Source organism: Thiofractor thiocamini (assembly GCF_055384375.1).
Window position 1 is genome coordinate 996,947 of the sequence record NZ_AP042389.1, and the last position, 19,979, is coordinate 1,016,925.

A 19,979-nucleotide genomic window follows, 5' to 3' on the forward strand; every position below is an offset into this window, starting at 1 on the left:
TTCTAACTCTATCATTATGTAAATTCAGAGATTATATCCAAAGTATGGTAAAAATTTGATAAAACTGTCTTTTTATGATAATATACGCCTTATGCAGGGATATATCATAAATGTTTCAAAGGTAAAGGACGAAGACCTTTTGGTCACTATCTTGAACCCAAAAAAAGTAAAAACTCTATATAGATTTTATGGGGCAAGACACTCCCATATTCATCTAGGATATAAGATAGACTATGAAGCCCATCCAACAAAAAGGGAAAATCTTTTTCAACTTAGGAATGTTTCTTCCTTGCCAAAAAAATGGATGCTTCAAAGAGAAAAGTTTTATGTCTGGCAGCAGTTTTTACAACTTTTATATAAACATTTAAGAGATATAAATGAGATAGATGATGACTACTTCAATCTCTTGGAAGAGATGTCTTTATATCTTGAAAAAGAAAATCCTTACAGAGTAGCCATAGAATCATATGTAAAAATTTTGGAATTTGAAGGAAGGATTCATAAAGATTTTAACTGTTTTATCTGCAACAGAACCATAAAAAACAGTATCGTTTTAGCAAGAGGTTTTTTGCCGGCTTGTAAAGAGTGTATACCGAAAAATGGATTTGATACTTCAAAAATAGATCACTTTTTTACAGAAAAAAACTCAATTCTTTTAAACGACAGTGAAGTTTTGCAATTGTTCAATATCGTATTAGAGGGATTTTAACTCAACATAAGATATTTAACCGGTGTTACACACAACACCGGTTATCTAACATTTGTTTTTATAAAACCTTTACCGTCGCTTGCCCAGTTTCTAAGCAAATCTACCTCATTTTTGGTCAATTTTGCATTTTTATGTACCCATGTATATTGTGGCAAAGGCATGGGACCTGCAACAGTCCTATAGATATCAGATTTTAGTTTCTTTATCTTTTTTATCGGATATTTTTTCCATATGCTGAAGTTCAAAGCTTTTCTTCCACCGGTTACATCATCACTTATACTCCATGAAGCCGGTGCTATATAACTCCACCATGGCCATTTTGTCTTGTTTGAGTGACAATCATAACATGACTTTTCAAGTATGGACTTTACATTTTTGGGAGCCGTTATCTCAAGGGCTTTATCGGTTTTTGGGTTGGTTTTTTCTTTCCCGTACGGAATGAATTGGAAAATGATAAAAACTAAAACTATAATACCCAAAACTCTTGCAAAAACACCCATTTTACTCTCCTAATTTTATTATCTTATCACTGCACCACTTCGCAAGATCACTATCGTGAGTTATCAAAACTATACCGACATCATTTAGAAATTTTAAAAGAAGTTTCATGGTGTCAAGCTGGACTATATTATCCAGTGCCGAAGTTGGTTCGTCTGCCAGAATTATATCACTTTTCATTAAAAGTACTCTTAAAATGCTACATCTTTGTAACTGTCCGCCACTTAACTCGTGTGGAAATTTTTGCAAAAGTTCTTTTTTTAAATCTAGCTCCAAAAGATAATCATCCATCATAGATATATCAGCTACATCTTTGATTTGATTGATAATACTATAAGAGGGATGAAATGAGGAGTATGGATCTTGAAATATTTGAGAAACTTTTTTTGCTTTTATATATCCTTTTTGAGGTTTTACCTCTCCTGTTATCAAGGAAAAAAGGGTACTTTTTCCAACCCCGCTTTTTCCGACTATGGAAACAACCTCACCTCTTTTTAATGTAAGATTGAAGTCTTTAAAGAGAGGTCTTTTGGGATCATATCCGAAAGTAACCTCTTTGATCTCCAGTAAAATTTCATTATCTTTAATTCTCAATTCTCAATTCTCAATTCTCAATTTCTCACCTGCCCGTTTCCATAAATCTTATACTTATAAGTAGTCAAGTCATTTATCCCCATAGGGCCCCTGGAGTGAAGCTTGCTTGTGCTGATACCAACTTCAGCCCCAAATCCAAACTCAGCCCCATCAGTAAATCTTGTACTTGCATTGACATACACACAAGATGAATCAACTCTGTTCATAAACTCTTCTGCGACACTGTAATCTTCCGTTATGATAGCTTCAGAATGAAACGAACTGTGTCTTTGGATATGTTCTATCGCTTCTTCTAAATCGTTTACAACTTTTATACTCAATATATTTTCCAGATACTCCATATCCCAGTCTTCATCGGTAGCTTTATCAACTTTTACAATCTTTAGTGTATCTTCACACCCTTTTAAAAGTGTACCATGCTTATCAAACTCATCTTTTAGAAGCGGAAGAACTTTTCCTGCTATCTCTTTATCGACCAAAAGTGTTTCAAGAGCATTACAAACCCCAGGTCTTTGAACTTTTGCATTTATCGCTATCTCTACAGCCTTTTTTATATCAGCTTTAGAGTGGATGTAAGTATGACATAGACCTTTATCGTGTTTTATAACCGGAACTATGGAATTTTGAGAAATATATCTTATAAGTTTCTCTCCACCTCTTGGAATGATAAGATCAACATATCTATCCATTTTTATAAGCTTGCTTACTCCTTCTCTTGAGTAGTCTGGAAGCAGTGTTATAGCCTCTTTTGGTATATCGTTTTCTTCTAAAACCTGAGATAAAAGGTTAGCTATGGCAACATTACTCTCCTTTGCTTCTTTTCCACCTTTTAAAATGCAGCCGTTACCGCTTTTAAAACAAAGTGCCGCTGTATCGCTTGTCACATTTGGACGGCTTTCGTAAATGATACCTATAACACCTATGGGAACACTTACTTTTTCTATGCGAAGATCATCTTTATTTACCCATCCTTCAAGCACTCTTCCGACCGGCTCTTTTAAAACAGCTATCTCTCTTAGGCTTTTTGCCATGGAAAAAACTCTCTCTTTGTCCAAAAATAGTCTGTCTAAAAGTGCCGAAGAGAGATCGAGTTTTCTTCCAAGCACCATATCATTTTTATTTGCCAAAAGTATATCTTTATAATGTTTTTCAAGTTTGTCTGCCATCTGCTCTAATATATCTGTTTTTTTCTTCGGTGAAAGTGTCGCTACGACTCTGCTTGCTTCTTTTGTTTTTTGTAAAAATTTTTCCACTATGACTCCTTTTGTATCTCTTCTATGCTGCCATACAATTCTCTTTTATGATAAAGACTTGATTCATCGTTTATCATCTCTTTGTGATTTGGATCGAACAGTATCAACCCTCTATCATATCCCTTTTTTATAGTTTGTATCTTACTTTCAAAAAGCAATTTTGCTGGATTTATACAAAGCATCCTAACTAACTCTTCAAAAGATATGATCCCCTCTTTAACCAGATATGTATAGCCTAGTTTCAGTGTCAAATCCAAAGCATCAACTCCATCTTTTGCATCTTCAAAAGCTACATCTTTGTATATGTATGACTTTGGGGAATGACTGGAGCTGATGATGTCTATAACGCCCTCTTGCAAAAACTTTATCAATTTTTCTCTTTCACTCTCTTCTTGCAAAGGTGATATAAGCTTTGCTTTTGTATTAAATCCGTCGCACTCTTTATCGTTTAGCATCAAGTTGTGTATAGGAACTTCGATATGAACTTTTTTATTGGTTTTTTTAACCGCTTTTAAAATTTGCAGTGATTTTGAAGTAAACAATCCTTGAAAAAGTATCTTTATATCAAAATACGTTGCAAATTCGACTATTTTGGAAACTTCACTTATCTGAGTTATTTTGGAAATTCCCGGAAGTCCAAGCTTAAATGAAACTTCTCCCTCATTTATGACACCACAATTTTTTATATCCTTATCTTCCGCAAAACAAAAAACAGGTACATTTTTCATACCGGCATATTGCATGACTCTTGTCAGTGTATTGCCGTTTATATCCGATCTTGTATATATGACTTTTGCGCCGTTTTTTAGGAATGTGGCGATATTATTAAGTCTCTCTTCTTTGTTTTGTGAATTTACACTCAAGACAACATTAACGCTTTGGTTTGTATCCACTTTTGTTTTTAAAAGCTCAAAATGTGTGGCATTTTCAACTTTTGGGGCAAAATCATCTATCAAAACAAAGCTTCCTACCCCACCATCTTTTGCTTTTTGGTATAAAGTATCAAGATTTTTTTTACTGAGAGTATCATCCAAAACCCTTACATTGGTATCTATGAGTTTTGGGAGAAGGTATTTACCGTTGGCATTTATGATGTCTTCATCTTTTTTTGGTTGAAGAGTTGTTGATATATCTTTTATGATATGATTTTCAACTCTTACATCACCTCTATATATACCGCCATCTTTAACAATATTAGCATTTTTTATCAGCATAAAAATTCCTGTTTAATTTATGCCATTATATCTAATTTATTGCAAAATTTTATTTAAATGTTTTATGAAATCATCAGCATTTATATATCCGACTAGTTTTTTATCATTCAAAAGTTTGTGATTTTTGTCAAAAAAGACCATTACCGGAGGCCCGAAAACCCTGTATTTCTTCATCATTCTTTTTTGTTCATCACTATTTTCGGTAACGTCCGCTCTTATGAGTGTAAAATGCTGAAAAAGAGCCATTACCCTTGGATCTTTAAAAGTTTTTTCTTCAAGCTCCTTACAACTAACGCACCATTTTGCGGAAAAATCCACCATCACAGGTTTAGTAGAGCTATCGATGGCGTTATCTAACTCTTTTTGATTTTTTACCACTATGAAATTATTTTTAAAAGGTATAGCTTGAGTGTTTTGGGTCACAGTTGCAAAAGCCGGTTTTCTGGTATTTTCAAGAGGATCCAATGGGTTGGTATTGCCCATGAAAGCTCCTACAAAAAGCATGATACCGTATATCAAAAATAGTATCCCTATGACTTTTGACATTTTAACTATGCCGCTTACTCCCTCTTTTATAGGCTCTAGTGCTCCAAGATATATAGCTGAGCCTATAAATAAAAATGCCCATAGTATCATGGTATACATATCAGGGATAATTCTTGATATAAGATATATGGCAACCGCAAGCATAACAACACCGAATATCTTAGAAACATTTTGCATCCAACCACCCGGTTTTGGCATAAATTTACCCGCCCCTATACCTACAAGAAGCAAAGGAACACCCATACCTATGCTCATAACAAACAGTGCTGCTCCGCCTAAAAACGCATCTCCGGTTTGACCTATATATATCAATGCCCCGGCAAGCGGAGGAGCGACGCAAGGTCCCACTATCAAAGCGGATAAAAATCCCATTATGATTACACTTGCAAATCCTCTACCCTGGGCTTTATCAGTAGTCCTGTTTATCCTGCTTTGCAAAGATGCTGGCAGTTGCAACTCATAGTAGCCAAACATGGAAAAAGCAAGAGCTACAAAGATAGCGGCAAATACAAATATAACCCAAGGGTTTTGAAGCATTACTTGTATATTTGCTCCAAAGAGTCCGGCTAAAACTCCCGCTATCGTATATGCTATAGACATTGAGAGTACATAAACCAAAGAGAGTATAAAACCTCTTTTAGCATTCATATTTTCTTTGGATTGAGAAACTATGATAGAAGAGAGTATCGGTATCATTGGAAATACACAAGGAGTCAATGAAAGCAAAAGTCCAAAACCAAAAAATGTCAAAAGAACTACCAAAAAACTGCTGTGAGCCAAAGTATCGGCGATAGAGCCCTCCTGGGAAAGGTGCGTCTTGGCTTTGGTTTTACTTTTTGAGACTGTTTGAGTTTTAGGAGCGGTTTTTTCTACTTTAGGTTCTTTTTTAATCGAGTTTGAAGCGATACTCCACTTTGATATTTTTTTATTGCTGTTACTTGATACTGAAGCGGTAGCTGGAGAGAGGGTTTTTTTGATATTTTTCAAATCAAATGTAAACTCTTTTTTCATTGGAGAGTAGCAAAGCCCAAGCTTTGAACATCCTTGAAAATTTACCCTCAGGGTTATCTTGTCTGTATTTTTCCCAAGCTTTTTTTCTATGAGTGAGAGAGGGATACTTTGTTTGACTTCATCAAAATATACTATAAACTCATGATATTTTACAGGTTTTGGAAGTTTCAAATCTTTATCGAGAGAGATATTTTTTGGTGAAATTATAGAAAAATGGAGCTTATCTTTATAAGCATATATCTTATCACCGAGTTTTATATCAACATTTATCTTACCGTCTTTCAAAACCGCACTTGGTTTAAAAGCCTGATCAGGCATCAAAACTTCATCTTCAATTCCTACACCAAAAAGTGTTGTAAACGTCAAACCGAAAAACAAAACAGCCAAAAGAATTTTTCTCACAATTATAACCTTTTAGAGATGCCCTCTATTATTTTTGGTAATTTTTGCATATTTTGACTATATTTTTGGTTAAATTGGATATTTGTAAGATTTTTTAAGGATAAGAAAGTGTGCCAATCCGAAGATTACTTCGGATTGGCATATTTTGTGTGTTGATTTAAAAACCGGATTATTCTACTTCCGCATCTATGACATCGTCATCTTCAGGTTTTTTACCTCCTGCTTGAGCGCCTGCTTGCCCTCCGCCGGCATTTGCACCGGCTTCATCTTTTTTATACATAGCTTCAGCAAGCTTATGGCTTACTTCAGTCAATGCTTTAACTTTTTCATCTATCTGCTCTTTGGTTACATTTTCATTTTTCAATGTCTCTTTCAATGCATCAAGAGCGGCTTGAACTTTATCTTTTTCAGCTTGATCTATCTTGTCACCCGCTTCACTTAGAGTTTTTTCTGTTTGATGGGCTAAAGCATCAGCTTGATTTTTAGCATCGATCAACTCTTTTCTTTTTTTATCTTCCTCTTTGTGAAGTTCGGCATCTTTTACCATTTTTTCTATCTCAGCCTCATCAAGTCCGCTTGAACCGGTGATCTTGATCTCTTGAGCTTTTCCTGTGGCTTTGTCTTTAGCGCTAACAGTTAAGATACCGTTTGCATCTATATCAAATGTAACTTCTATCTGAGGCACACCTCTAGGAGCAGGTGGGATTCCCTCAAGATTAAACTGTCCCAAAGATTTGTTATCTTTTGCAAACTCTCTTTCACCTTGTAATACATGTATAGTAACCGCACTTTGGTTATCCTCAGCAGTTGAGAATATCTGAGACTTTTTAACAGGTATGGTTGTACCTTTTTCTATGATCTTTGTTGTAACCCCACCAAGAGTTTCGATACCAAGACTTAAAGGTGTGATATCAAGAAGCAATACATCTTTTACATCACCTTTTATAACGGCACCTTGTATCGCAGCACCTATAGCTACGACCTCATCAGGATTCATAGACTTGTTAAGCTCTTTGCCGAAGTACGCTTTTACTTTTTCTTGAACAAGTGGAACTCTTGTACTTCCACCTACCATTACAATCTCTTTAACCTCATCTTTGCTTAAATCAGCCTCTTTTACAACTTGATCTATTTTTGTGATAGTCTCTTCAACCAAATCTTCAATCAAACTTTCGAACTTCGCTCTTGTAATTTTTTTTACAAAGTGCTTTGGACCGGTTGCGTCAGCTGTGATAAACGGTAAGTTTATCTCAGTCTCAGTTGCTGTTGAAAGCTCTTTTTTAGCATTTTCTGCCGCTTCTTTAAGTCTTTGAAGGGCCATCACATCTTGTTTAAGATCAATGCCGCTTTCATTTTTAAACTCATTGCAAGCCCAGTCGATAATCCTGTTGTCAAAGTCATCACCGCCTAAAAACGCATTACCGCCGGTGGCTAAAACTTCTACAACATTATCACCGGTTTCAAGTACGGTAACGTCAAATGTACCGCCGCCAAGGTCATAAACTACAATCTTCTCGGCATTTTTCTTGTCAAGTCCGTAAGCTAAAGCCGCTGAAGTTGGTTCATTTATGATCCTTAGTACATTTAGCCCGGCAATTGTTCCTGCCTCTTTTGTAGCTTTTCTTTGAGAGTCATTAAAGTATGCTGGCACTGTTATAACGGCATCTGTTACTTTATCTCCCAAGAAAGCTTCGGCATCTTCTTTTAGTTTCATAAGTATTTTGGCACTTATCTCCTGAGGAGTATAAACTTTCCCATCCACATCTATAGCGCAGGCTCCGTTTCTATCGATAACTTCATAAGGAAGTCTTTTTTTAGCTTCTTTAGCTTTATCTTCATTGCACATTAACCCCATGATTCTTTTTATAGAATATATAGTTTTTTTAGGGTTTGTAACTGCTTGTCTTTTAGCAGGATCTCCCACTAAAACTTCACCTTTATCTGTAAAAGCTACAACTGATGGAGTTGTATTTTTACCTTCTTTGTTTGCTATAACTTTACTTTCTCCTCTTTCATAAACCGCAACACAAGAGTTTGTTGTTCCAAGGTCTATTCCTATTACTTTACTCATTTTTCATCCTTTTTATTTAATTTTTTTTATTTGGCTATGGAAACCATAGCGGGTCTTAAAACCCTGTCTTTTATCTTGTAACCTTTTTGAAGAAGTTGAACTATCTCTCCTTCTTTATGATCTTCACTTTCAACCTGCATAACCGCATCATGAAAGTGAGGGTTGAAACCACTGTCTATATCTATAAGTTCGATACCATGCTTTTGCATGACCTTTTTAAACTGCTCAATTGTTAGAGCAATTCCATCTTCTATCTTTTTGACATATTCGTCATTTTCACTGTTTTGTTCTATCTTTTCAGCCGATTCGGCCGCAAAATCCATCGAATCGATAACAGGCAGCAAATCTCGTGCAAACTCTTCGTTTGCATAACTTACCGCTTGCATCTTTTCTCGCTCAAGCCTTTTTTTGATATTTTCGAAATCAGCCACTGCTCTTAGATATTTCTCTTCGAGTTCTTTGTTTTTCTCTTCAAGCTCTTCTATCTTCTCTTCCAAAGATTCCGGGCTCTCCTCTTTTACCTCTTCTAACTCTTCGTTTTGTTTGTTTTCTTTCTTTTTACTCATATGCACCTCCTTAAGCTATAGCCCTTATAAACTCTTTATAATCCTTGTTTACTCTACCTAGACAAAAAAGATTTGCCTCTTTTTCATCAATTTGGGTATCATACTTTATAGCCATATACCCTTGCGGGACCAACTCTTCAAAGTAAACACCGTTTTCAAGAGCATCAAACAAAGATGAATCCATAAAGCTTTTAATATTTTTATAATATCCTGAACTTTTCATCATATCATACAAAACTTCTTCTTTCTCTTTTAGGATTATATTATCTGCTAACAACTGTTCTATCTTTTTTTTAAGATCATATAAACCTACATTTAAAGAGATTTCTTTTACTTTTGCTATATCATATCCGATCAAACCGTTTAAAAATTTTTCAACTTTTTCATTATATTTCAAAACTACGCTTTTATCTTCAAATACTATAAGCAAAAATCTATCGTCTATATTGATGATTTCACTGAGCTTTATATCATCTTTCAGTCTTAACATACAGTATAGACCAAACTCTCTAACCCAGTTTTTTAACTCTTCTACACTACTTATCTTAATCTCTTCAACTTCATCAAACTGCTCTTTCCAGTAATTTTTCAAAGCTATCCAAGTCGGAACTCTTCCGCTACTTGTATGAAGCTGCATCAAAATCCCCTCATAGGAGAGCTTTTTAAAATATACTCTTATAGTTGAGGGAGATATATCAAGTTCTATCTTCTCTTTTAGCTGAGATGAGCCTACGGGAGCATTGCATCTTAGATACTCTTCTATAACGCTGTTTAAGATGATATCTTTTTTGCTCATCTTCTGCTCTCCTTTATGCTTTAGCACTCACTTCTTTTAATTGCTGATGAAATTATACAACATTGAGTGTATGTTTGTCAAGTATTTTACATAAAAAATTTATATAAATTTACTTTAGTCTATATAACTCAAGGTTAATACTGACCGAATAAAACTTTTACACTCATTCTCAAAATTGCATCCTGCAATTTCTCCGAGGCTAAAATTTGGATTTTCATCCTTGCAAATCCTTTTAAATTTTAGAACCGTTAGAAAGTTTTATTCGGTCAGTATCTCAAGGTTTAAATGTTAAGCTTTTTTTAGTTATAATTCGCTTTTTTTAAAAGGATGGATGTGGACAATAAAAACACTCTTATCGATAAAACTTCAAACCATATAAAAAATATTTGCCACGGTTTTTTTCTAGGAATCGGAACTGCTATAGCCGAACCTTCCACTATACTTCCGCTTATCGTTCATCATTTTAGCTCAAGCTCTGTAATTGTTGGACTTTTTGTTTCGCTTCTTAGAGGTGGAGCGATACTGGTACAAATGTTTGCGGCGTTTTATGCGCAAAGCTTTTTTTATGTACTTCCTTTTTTAAAAAGAGTTTTTTTAGTCAGGTTTATCTCATGGTTTAGTATAGGTTTTGCCATCATTTCCATAGGTGACAAACATAAAAGTCTCACACTTTTTTTTATAGGCCTCGGGCTTTTCTTCTTTAGTTTTTCAGCCGGTTTTGGAGCTATATACTTTAGAGAACTCATGGGTAAAATGTTTTCTCACAAATATCGCGGTTATACTATGGCTTACAGACAGTTTTTTACCGGACTTGGCTCTATCTTAAGCGGAGCAGCCGCCGGATGGGTGTTAAACCATTTTCAGGCACCTAAAAGTTACGGCTACCTTTTTATCATAAGTGCGGCTTTTATGGGTATAGGCTTTTTTATATTTAGTAAAGTGGAAGAACCTAAAAAGGAAAAGATTTCAAAAAAAGAGTCAAATTTTAAAGAATTTTTAAAAAATTCTTTAAAATTATTGAAAAGCAATCAACACTTACAAACTCAGATAAAATCCTATCTTTTTTCATATTCGTATATGTTGGCACTTCCATTTATCATACTTCAGGCAAAAAAATATATCTCTTTAAACGGTACTGATATAGGAGTATTCATATCTGTTCAAATGATAGGAGCGATGTTAAGCAATTTCATATGGGGCAAACTATCTTCAAGTGGAAAAAACAGGATCATAGTCAATATCTCGACTTTTTTCCTGATATTCATCATAACACTTGCGGCTTTTAGCACAAATTACATATATGCCTATTATGTGATATTTTTCTTTTTCGGAGTTGCAACTGACGGATTGAGGTTGGCTTTTGGCAATCTCATACTTATCCTGGCACCTGAAGACAAAAGACCCGTATATGTTGCAATTCAAACCAATATAGTTTCGCTAGGACTCTTTTTTTCAATTCCGGGAGGATTTATAGTGGAGTATCTGGGATATCATTTGTTATATGCATTCACTCTTGTGCTACTTTGCTACTCATTTTTACTCTCATTCAAACTGAAAGATATAAATTAGTTATTTCTTAGATACTAAAACTCCACCTGCTATAACCAACACTATCCCGAAAAATCCTACTGTATCAGGAAACGGATCGCCAAGCACAACCCCTATAAAAATGGAAAATATGATAACTGCATAACTACTGGCACCGACTATACCTGCTTTTGTTGTTCCGTATGCTTTTGTCATAAAGATTTGAGCCAGTGCCGCAAAACCTCCAAGCCCTACTATATACAACCATAAAATCCCCTCAGGTAAAACAAATCTCGCACTTATAAAATCAAGAGTTTGAAATTGATAATATTTTGAAATCCACATAAAAACTGCAGGGAAAAACGACCCCATCCCCATAAACACCAAAACAATGACTCTCGTATCATAATACTTTCTCAATTCTCTAACACTTGTATAAGCCAAACCTGCCAAAACCCCGCTTAATACTCCCATGATATCAGTTTTTAACGAAGTATAACCGTCTGGCTTCATGATCAATACAACTCCGAAAAAACCTATAAAAATAGCTATCCATCCTTTTTTGTTTATCTTTTCATTTAGAAATATATATGCAAAAATAGCTGTCCATATAGGAGAAGTCCTCGAAAATGTCATAGCATCGGCTAAAGTGATATGTGCAATATTATAATAAAATGCCAATACCCCCAAAAGCCCCATAGTTCCTCGAAATATCAGTAGCCATAACTTACCGCCATTTTGCTTTATGGGATATTTATATATGGTTGATATCACAAAAATAAAACTTATGATATTTCTAAAAAATACTACCTCAACTGATGGTATTTGGCGAGATAATATCTTGGCAAATGCACCGACTATGGCAAAAAACAAAGATGCCACAAGCATATACATAACGCCTTTGTCTATATTTTCAATAACTCTTTTCATCAATTCTCCAAAAAATGGATTTATATCACTATGACGAACCTCGCTCCTTTTGACTTAAAATTTTCTGCATATATCTTGCCTTCCATCTTGTTTTCTATGATGATTTTAGACATATACAGCCCTATGCCCGTTCCATAATCATATTTTGTCGTAAAATATGGCTCAAATATTTTTTCCGCATTCTCCTCTTCTATCCCGCCACAGTTATCCTCTATAAAAAGCATGGTCTTGTTTTTTTGTCTCTTTACATATATTTTTATATTTGGTTTTTTTACTTCTCTTATAAGCGCTATCTCTTTTGCATTTGAGAGGATATTTAGCAATACTTGGGAAAATTCATTGGAATATCCGTATAAGACTATATCCTTATCTACATCCACATGAACTTTTATATTGTGATATTTAAAAGAGGAGTGGATGATAGAAAGAGCTTTTTTGATACTCTTTAATAGATAAAAATTTTCTCTTTTGGAATTTGGGTTGTAAAATTCTTTAAAATCATCTATAGTTTTTGATAGATACTCCAGTAAGTCGTTTGCTTCATCTGTTCGCTTTGATAGATACTTTTTATCCAATTCCCCATAATCATAAGCTGATTCTATATCGAAAAACAGGCCTGAAAGTTCAGAGATAGGTTGTCTCCACTGATGAGCGATATTGCCTATCATTTCACCCATCGAAGCCATTTTTGACTTTTGAATCAAAAGTTTTTCCTGTCTGTTTTTTTCTATTTTGAGGTTAATTCTTTCACTTATATCCCTAAGTGACGCAAAAAGAAGTATCTCCTCATCATGCCTGTAAACGACACAACTTAATTCTATGGTTTTTTTACTACCGTCTTTTGCTATCAAGATAGCTTTCCCCAATGATTCTGTATGTTTGAGCAGGGATTTTGTATCAAACTCTTCCAGAAGATCAAAGAAATTTTTACCCAATATATTCATCCCGTAACCACTGATCTTTTTCGCTATCATATTCGTACTGATGATGATAGCTTTTTTGCTATCAGTTATCTTTGATATGATAAAACCGTCATTACTATGGTTAAACAGTAGTTGATATTTTCTTTCATTGTTTATAACTTTTTGACGATAATCTTTGAAGATTGTCTCGATTTTTGTTGAAATAAAATATGAAAATATGAAAAATATAAGCGTTATGGCTGATATGCTCAAAACCAAAGATATGATTTTTTCCTGTAAGTTTTCATTTGACAGTTTGGTTTCGGCATTTATGATTTCATTTAAGCGTTTTAAATCCATGCCGTAGGCTAAAAATATCCTAAGTGAGCGAAAAAAAACTCCATACATAAGTTTATCTTTTGTTTCAAAAAATATATCTCCACCATAGTTGCTTGAGAGTAGAATTTTTTGAACTAAATTTAGTGTATTTTTGGATACTTTTATATTACGTGCCAATATCAACTTGGAGTATCTTTTTATATCGCTTAAACTTCCGATTTTATACATCAGTATAAAATCATCATCACTTAACTTTCTTTTTTTCAACTTGTTTGTTATGTATCTTTCGCTAAATTCATTTGTTCCTATATATCTTCCTGAACTTATAACTATATCCAAATCTTTTATATATTTCGCATATACTATTTTTCTCTCCGCTTTACTACTGTCTGGCTTGTACCACAAAAAATCGACAAATGAATTTTTTGTTTTTGATTTTTCTATGATTTCTTTAACAAACTCTTTATCATTTAAATCTTTAAAGTCTAGAAAATTTTCTCCTTCATATTTTTTGTATTTTGTATTCAACAAAAAAGTACCGCTGCCGTCAAATATAAAATAATTCACACCCTCTTTTTTTATGGAAATATTTTGTATGGCTTTTTTAATTTTTTGAATTATCTCTTTTTTTGGTAATTTTTTATTTTCAAGATAAATCAGTCTTGCCAATTTGACAGCTATCTTCGTTTGGTTTTCAATGCTTTGTTTTATCCTTGCTTTGTTGGCTTTTTTTTCATAAGCTATATCTTCTTTCAAATTTTCTATATTTGACTTTATGGTGAATTTTTCTCTTTGGATAAGAGTATTTTTAAAAGTATCAAGATGGGTTTTAAACTCTTTTAACTGAAGTTTTATAAGCATGTAAGCTATAGTAAATGAAACGAGTGTAATGATAACTGTGGAGCTTAAGAGGATTATTTTCCTTATATTTTTTTCTTCATTGGTTTTGTTTTGGATGTCCAATTTACTGTACCAGCTTATATCCAAGATTTGATATATTTTTTATGATATTTTTAGGTAGTTTTTTTCTCAAAAATCCTATAGTTGTTCTAAGTGAGTTTTTGCTCATATACTCATCTTCCCAGACTTCCTGTTCTATCATATTGTATGAAACGATACTATTGATATTTTTTACCAACAATCTTAAAAAACACAACTCTTTTTTTGTCATTTCTATCTCTTTATCATTGTGATAAAAGAGTCGATTTTCATAATCGTAGTAAAAATTTTTATCAAAATAGAGTCTTTTTTGTTTTTTTATGCCTGATACGGCTTTTTTCAGTGCCGGTATAAGGTTTCGTTTTGTTATGGGCTTGACTATATAGCGTTCAAGTCCAAGTTCGACTGCATCGATAAGGTATTTTTCATCACTGAATGCCGTTGTGATGATGATTTTTGTTTTGTCATCGGTTTTTCTTATCTTTTTTACAAGCTCTATACCGTTCATATTTGGCATTTTGATATCACTTATAATGATATCAGGCTTTTTTTCAAGATATGACCTATATCCTGCCTCCCCGTCATCAGCTTCAAAAACTTCTTTGAACATTCTTTTTAAAATTCTGATATTTACCTCTCTTACTCCTTTATTGTCTTCTATATAAAGTATAGTAAAATCACTGAAATCTTCCATCCTTTTGCCTCATCTGTTTTCACCTTCCTCCATCTTACCCTTTATAAACGGAGTTATCAATGGCCAGGCAAGTAGTATAACTGTGATGACCAGTATAGTAGCCGTTATAGGTCTTTCCCACAGAAAACTTAGCGAACCGTCGCTTATGGTTAAAGCTCTGCGAAGATTGTTTTCCATCATACCTCCAAGTATAAAACCCAGTATCATAGGAGCCATAGGATAGTCCATAATCCTTAAAAAAACCGCAACTATGGCAAATATTACCATTAAATATATATCAAAAGTATTAAACGAAACAAGATAGACCCCTATAAGTGAAAAAAACATTACCAAAGGTAAAAGTATCTGTTTTGGCGTTGCCAAAAGCTTGGCGATATAGGGAATAAGAGGCAGATTTAAAATCAAAAGTATAACATTTCCTATATACATGGATATGATAACCGACCAAAAAAGAGCCGGATGCTCAGTATACAAAGTTGGTCCTGGCTGTATACCATAGGATATCAAAGCACCAAGTATCACTGCCGTTGTTCCACTTCCAGGTATTCCAAGAGTTAAAAGCGGTACAAAAGAGCCTGAACTTGCGGCATTGTTTGCACTCTCCGGCGCTGCCAAGCCTCTAAGACTGCCTTTACCAAATTTTAATTTTTCCTTGGCACTTGCTATACTTCTTTCCATACCATAAGCCAAAAATGAAGCTATAGTAGCTCCGGCTCCCGGTAAAACCCCTATAAAAAAACCAAGTATCGAAGACCTGCCTATAACAGGGGCAATGGTTTTAAACTCTTTTTTGGTTAGCTTTAAACTTCCTATCTCCTTTTTTAAAGCTTCTTTCTCCTCTTTTGTCAATTTGTTATTTTCTATAACATTCATCAAAGCTTCCGAAAGGGCAAAAGATGCCATGGCTAAAAGTAAAAAACTTATGCCGTCTATTAGATTCATATTACCAAATGTATATCTTGACACGCCACTATCCGCATCTGTACCTACAGTTGCCAGTATCAAGCCAAATATCGTCATCATAGCAGCTTTTAAAAATTTGCCTTTCCCTGCAAATGCCGCCACTGCCGTAAGTCCTAAAACCATCAATGCAAAATAATCAGATGATTGAAAACTAAGCGATACTTTTGCAAGTGCCGGAGCTGCAAAAAGTAAAAATATAGCAGCTATCGTTCCTCCGGAAAAAGAAGCGTAAGCAGCTATAGCCAAAGCCTTTCCTGCATGACCCTGCTTTGCCATCGGATATCCGTCAAATGAGGTTGCCACAGTTCCTGCAACACCCGGAGCATTGATAAGTATGGAAGATGTTGAACCTCCAAATATAGCGCCGTAATATACTCCCGCAATCAATATCAAAGCCGAAGACGGATCCATGCCGTAAGTGACAGGGATCATCAAAGCTATAGCCGAAATGGGTCCAAGACCGGGCAACATACCGATAAATGTTCCTGCAAATGCACCTATGGCGACCATGAAAATATTGTACCCGGAAAAAGCCGTCGTAACGCCAAGCCAAATACCGTGCATCATGACTGTGCTCCTAAAAAATATCTAAAAATCATACCGTTTTCAACATATATACCCAAAAGCTGCGTTAAAAGAAGCCAAAAGATGATACTTACACCAAAAGATGTCAAGATTATGACTTTCCAGTTTTTTTCTTCAAGCACCTTAAAACCGATGATCAAAAAGATGATAGTGGATATGACAAATCCGAGACTTCTTATCGTATATCCGTAAAACAGCATCGCTAAAACCAGATAAATACCCTTTTTAAAATCATATGTTCTTAATTTTTCCAAATCAAGCAGATCGTTTTTATCTATTTTGATAAATGAAAAAATTAAAATTAATGCGGAAATTACCATCCCCATAATACCAAGATAATATGGAAATGTCCTGGCTGTCATAACATCTGAGAGTGTACTTCTTAACAAATGTATTTCAAAGGATTTATAAAAATAAAACGCTGAAAATATGAAAAAAAACAGCGCCCCTATACGACTTTTTACCATTGTATCCTCCTTCGTTTGTAAACAGGTAGGAGGGCTGTTTCACCCTCCTTTTAAGCTATTATAAAAATCCCATCTCTTTCATCAAAGAACCGATAGTTTTTTCTTGATTTTCCAAAAAAACTCTAAACTTTTCTCCGGGTTGATAAAGATTTGTCCAACCGTTTCTTTTTCTCACCACTTCCCACTCAGGAGTAGAGTACATCTCTTTCAAAACTTCTTGTAAAGCGGCTACTCTTTTTTTACTTAAATTCGGTGCCCCAAAGAATCCTCTCCAATTTGCAAAATAAGCATTTGTACCCATACTGATAAAGGAAGGTATCCCTTCAAAAGGTTTTTTTGATGTTACACCTATTATCCTGACTTGTCCTTTTTTATGTTTATCCAAAACTTCACCAAGACCTGTTGAAAGCACATCAACTTCACCGGTTAAAAGCCCTGCCAATGCTTTACCACCTGCGTCATAAGGAACATACCTGACAGCCTTGGGGTCTCCTCCTGCAGCTTTAAATATCTCAGCTGCTACAAGATGGTCCATGCTTCCTCTTGAACTTCCACCGGCGATTTTTAATTTTTTCGGATTTGCTTTAAAGGCTTTTAAGACATCTACCCAAGACTTGTACTTAGAATCTGGCCTGACAACCAAGACTTGATAATCCGCTATAACTGAAGCGATAAGGGTCAAATCACGAAAAGATTGAGGAAAAACTCCCTGAAGTGATCTTATAACGATAGGAGTAGAGTTTACCATCATGGTATCTTTTTGTCTTGGTGCGGTTTTTATAAGATAAGCTATGGCTTTTCCGCCTCCGCCTCCTGACATGTTTTCGTATGAAACCTTTTTGACAAGACCTGATTTTGTCAAAGCTTCACCGACACCCCTGGCTGTTCCGTCCCAGCCTCCTCCGGCTCCACCTGGAATCAAAAAATGTATATAATTTACACTACTTGCGACAGAACTTACTGCCATTCCCGATACAAACAAAAATGTTAAAATAACATTTCTATAAACTTTACCGATTTGGTTTCTCATTTTTTCTCCTTTACAATAAAATTACCGTAATGATATTAAAAAAAAATGTAAGAAAAATCAAATGATAGAAAAATTTTTATATTTGTAGTGTTTTATGGTTGCAAGATAGGAAGGATAGGATAAAATTTATATCTTTTTTATTCTATTCTTTTTAGCTTTTAACATATAAGCTAGTAAAATTCCTATGTAGTTAGTGATTTTATAAAATAAACTCTTTTTTTGTCCTATGGAGATAAAGACATCATTTAAAGCCTGTTTTTCCTGTTCGCTTAGTGTTACTGCCATAAAATCATCCTATCTCTTTTTTTACTCTTTTTACCACTCTTAAAACTTCATCATCATCAAGTTCGCTAAGTAGTTTGAAAACCGCCATCACCGCTTGGGGTTTGGAGTTGCCAAGCCTCCAATCCTGATATGTTCTCATGGAAACTCCAAGTTTTTTTGCCATCTCTTTTTGGGAAATTTTTTTACCAAAATTTTGAGCTTCTATAGCGTTATGCAAAAGATTGAATATATCATTTATTTCCATTAAGCACCATATTTTTTAAAATAAGGGCATCTCTAAAAACCCTATGCGGTCATAGCATTAAGAGGTGGGTTATAGACAAGGCAAATGTTTGCAGGACTAGCCGTAGCTAATTCAAAAACATTTAACGCCGTATATAATCCACCTCTTAATGCCCGAAGGGAAGCTTAATTTGGGGCGATCTTCAAATAATAAAATTTTCGAATTAGCTATGGCTAGTACTTCAAATTTTATTATTCAAATCTCACCCCAACTTAAGCTTCTATGATCCGTATAGGGTTTTTAGAGATGCCCATAAAAGTATATAACGGTAGATATTTGTTTAAATATATCTATGATATAAGAAAAACAGCATCCTTTTTCTGTTGTTATATACGATATAGCGTATATTATAGAAAAAATAATATATATTTAAACTTAAATATTAGATTTTTTGGTTAATTTTCTGTTTTATTGTGTAAATTTGGGTATTTTAGATACGATAATGGGTGTATAGTATGAAGAAATATCGGGAGAGTTTATCTCTCCCTTGTATTATTTGTCTCTTATTGAAAGAGCGGTGATAACTTTTGTGTAAGTATCAAAATCTTTTTTCTTAAGATATCTTAAGAGTCTTTTTCTTTGTCCGACAAGTTTTAAAAGACCGAGTCTTGAACTGTGATCTTTCTTGTTGACTTTTAAATGCTCTGTTAAATACTTGATTCTCTCGCTTAAAAGTGCGATTTGAACTTCAGTAGAACCTGTATCTCCATCTTTTCTGGCAAATTCTTTGATGATTTCCATCTTTTTCGCCGAATCCAAAGCCATAATGACCTCCTGATTGGTATATTTTAAACCTGAAACTATCAGTTTCAAATTTAATTGGAATGGAATTATACAAAAAAAAACATAAATCCGTCCTTTTATGTTGAAAATTTACAAATAAGATAGAAATTAGATATAAAAGGATGGATAAATTAATATAAAGATTAGATAATATTTAGTACAATATTAGTCCTATTTACATCAAAGGAACATTATGCTACTCACAAAAGCCAGTGAATATGCCCTGCTTTCACTTATAGTAATATCCAAAGAAGATGATGCCGTTGATGTTGAAACATTATCAAAAAAGCTGGATATCTCAAAAAGTTTTTTAGCCAAGATACTGCAAAGCTTGGCAAAAAATGGCATACTTGTCTCTTACAAGGGTGCAAAAGGCGGCTTCAAACTTTCAAAAAAACCTGAAGATATATCTGTTTTGGAAGTGATAGAGTTTGCAGAGAAAAAATCTCCTACGGTTTTTGAATGCTCTTCTTCCCAAAGCGAATGCAAAAGCAATAAAGCCGATATTTGTTTGATATGGCCTTTTTTAAACAGACTTCAGATGAAGATAGATCTTTTTTTATCGGAAATTTCACTTAAAGATATCATGTAA

The 19,979-nt window shown here is 34.3% G+C and carries 20 protein-coding genes; 3 read left to right on the plus strand and 17 right to left on the minus strand.

Going from position 1 to position 19,979, the window contains the following annotated elements; translation table 11 throughout:
• Positions 1-55: 55 nt before the first annotated feature.
• Entirely contained in the window at positions 56-709 is a 654-nt protein-coding gene (gene recO / locus ACZ47B_RS05030) for a recombination protein RecO (protein ID WP_464895586.1), read from the plus strand.
• 41 nt (positions 710-750) lie between these two features.
• Here the strand turns inward: recO and ACZ47B_RS05035 are convergent, their stop codons facing one another.
• From ACZ47B_RS05035 to ACZ47B_RS05070, 8 genes are all read right to left on the minus strand, one after another.
• Positions 751-1,209, minus strand: coding sequence for a heme-binding domain-containing protein (locus tag ACZ47B_RS05035; RefSeq protein WP_464895587.1), 459 nt, complete (start codon positions 1,207-1,209; stop codon positions 751-753).
• 1 nt (position 1,210) lies between these two features.
• The gene (locus tag ACZ47B_RS05040) at positions 1,211-1,795 is read right to left on the minus strand and encodes an ATP-binding cassette domain-containing protein (protein WP_464895707.1); all 585 of its coding nucleotides are present in this window, start codon (positions 1,793-1,795) and stop codon (positions 1,211-1,213) included.
• A 23-nt stretch (positions 1,796-1,818) separates the two neighbouring features.
• On the minus strand, positions 1,819-3,054 hold the full coding sequence (locus ACZ47B_RS05045) for a glutamate-5-semialdehyde dehydrogenase (protein WP_464895588.1): 1,236 nt from the start codon (positions 3,052-3,054) through the stop codon (positions 1,819-1,821).
• A complete protein-coding gene (locus tag ACZ47B_RS05050) occupies positions 3,054-4,268 on the minus strand; it encodes an amidohydrolase family protein (RefSeq protein ID WP_464895589.1) in 1,215 nt (404 codons plus the stop codon). Before ACZ47B_RS05050 ends, ACZ47B_RS05045 begins: the two co-directional genes overlap by 1 nt.
• 36 nt (positions 4,269-4,304) lie before the next feature.
• The gene (gene dsbD, locus ACZ47B_RS05055) at positions 4,305-6,227 is read right to left on the minus strand and encodes a protein-disulfide reductase DsbD (protein WP_464895590.1); all 1,923 of its coding nucleotides are present in this window, start codon (positions 6,225-6,227) and stop codon (positions 4,305-4,307) included.
• Between the two features lie 169 nt (positions 6,228-6,396).
• The gene (gene dnaK, locus ACZ47B_RS05060) at positions 6,397-8,298 is read right to left on the minus strand and encodes a molecular chaperone DnaK (RefSeq protein ID WP_464895591.1); all 1,902 of its coding nucleotides are present in this window, start codon (positions 8,296-8,298) and stop codon (positions 6,397-6,399) included.
• A gap of 26 nt (positions 8,299-8,324) precedes the next feature.
• Positions 8,325-8,864 (minus strand): nucleotide exchange factor GrpE, encoded by a 540-nt coding sequence (grpE, locus tag ACZ47B_RS05065; protein ID WP_464895592.1) that lies wholly within the window; start codon positions 8,862-8,864, stop codon positions 8,325-8,327.
• Positions 8,865-8,874: 10 nt separating this feature from the next.
• Entirely contained in the window at positions 8,875-9,660 is a 786-nt protein-coding gene (locus tag ACZ47B_RS05070; RefSeq protein ID WP_464895593.1) for an HrcA family transcriptional regulator, read from the minus strand.
• 333 nt (positions 9,661-9,993) lie between these two features.
• On the opposite strand from ACZ47B_RS05070, the gene ACZ47B_RS05075 reads away from it, so the two are divergent.
• Positions 9,994-11,229, plus strand: coding sequence for an MFS transporter (locus ACZ47B_RS05075; protein WP_464895594.1), 1,236 nt, complete (start codon positions 9,994-9,996; stop codon positions 11,227-11,229).
• On the opposite strand, the gene ACZ47B_RS05080 is transcribed toward ACZ47B_RS05075, so the two are convergent.
• From ACZ47B_RS05080 to rpsO, 9 genes are all read right to left on the minus strand, one after another.
• On the minus strand, positions 11,230-12,117 hold the full coding sequence (locus ACZ47B_RS05080; RefSeq protein WP_464895595.1) for a DMT family transporter: 888 nt from the start codon (positions 12,115-12,117) through the stop codon (positions 11,230-11,232). It abuts the gene before it with no gap.
• Between the two features lie 20 nt (positions 12,118-12,137).
• Positions 12,138-14,345, minus strand: coding sequence for a sensor histidine kinase (locus ACZ47B_RS05085; protein WP_464895596.1), 2,208 nt, complete (start codon positions 14,343-14,345; stop codon positions 12,138-12,140).
• Positions 14,323-14,991 (minus strand): response regulator transcription factor, encoded by a 669-nt coding sequence (locus ACZ47B_RS05090; protein WP_464895597.1) that lies wholly within the window; start codon positions 14,989-14,991, stop codon positions 14,323-14,325. Before ACZ47B_RS05090 ends, ACZ47B_RS05085 begins: the two co-directional genes overlap by 23 nt.
• 9 nt (positions 14,992-15,000) lie before the next feature.
• On the minus strand, positions 15,001-16,521 hold the full coding sequence (locus tag ACZ47B_RS05095; protein WP_464895598.1) for a tripartite tricarboxylate transporter permease: 1,521 nt from the start codon (positions 16,519-16,521) through the stop codon (positions 15,001-15,003).
• Complete coding sequence (locus tag ACZ47B_RS05100; protein ID WP_464895599.1) at positions 16,518-17,006, minus strand: tripartite tricarboxylate transporter TctB family protein; 489 nt, start codon at positions 17,004-17,006, stop codon at positions 16,518-16,520. Before ACZ47B_RS05100 ends, ACZ47B_RS05095 begins: the two co-directional genes overlap by 4 nt.
• Before the next feature lie 58 nt (positions 17,007-17,064).
• Positions 17,065-18,036 carry a tripartite tricarboxylate transporter substrate binding protein gene (locus ACZ47B_RS05105; protein ID WP_464895600.1) on the minus strand — a complete coding sequence of 324 codons (972 nt, stop codon included), beginning with the start codon at positions 18,034-18,036 and terminating at the stop codon, positions 17,065-17,067.
• Positions 18,037-18,162: 126 nt separating this feature from the next.
• Positions 18,163-18,321: a hypothetical protein gene (locus ACZ47B_RS05110; RefSeq protein ID WP_464895601.1), complete on the minus strand. Its 159-nt coding sequence runs from the start codon at positions 18,319-18,321 to the stop codon at positions 18,163-18,165.
• A 4-nt stretch (positions 18,322-18,325) separates the two neighbouring features.
• Positions 18,326-18,565 (minus strand): helix-turn-helix domain-containing protein, encoded by a 240-nt coding sequence (locus tag ACZ47B_RS05115; protein ID WP_464895602.1) that lies wholly within the window; start codon positions 18,563-18,565, stop codon positions 18,326-18,328.
• Positions 18,566-19,096: 531 nt separating this feature from the next.
• Positions 19,097-19,369, minus strand: a complete 273-nt coding sequence (gene rpsO, locus ACZ47B_RS05120; protein ID WP_464895603.1) for a 30S ribosomal protein S15 — start codon at positions 19,367-19,369, stop codon at positions 19,097-19,099.
• Positions 19,370-19,580: 211 nt separating this feature from the next.
• Between rpsO and ACZ47B_RS05125 the strand changes: the two genes are divergently transcribed.
• Positions 19,581-19,979, plus strand: coding sequence for an Rrf2 family transcriptional regulator (locus tag ACZ47B_RS05125; protein WP_464895604.1), 399 nt, complete (start codon positions 19,581-19,583; stop codon positions 19,977-19,979).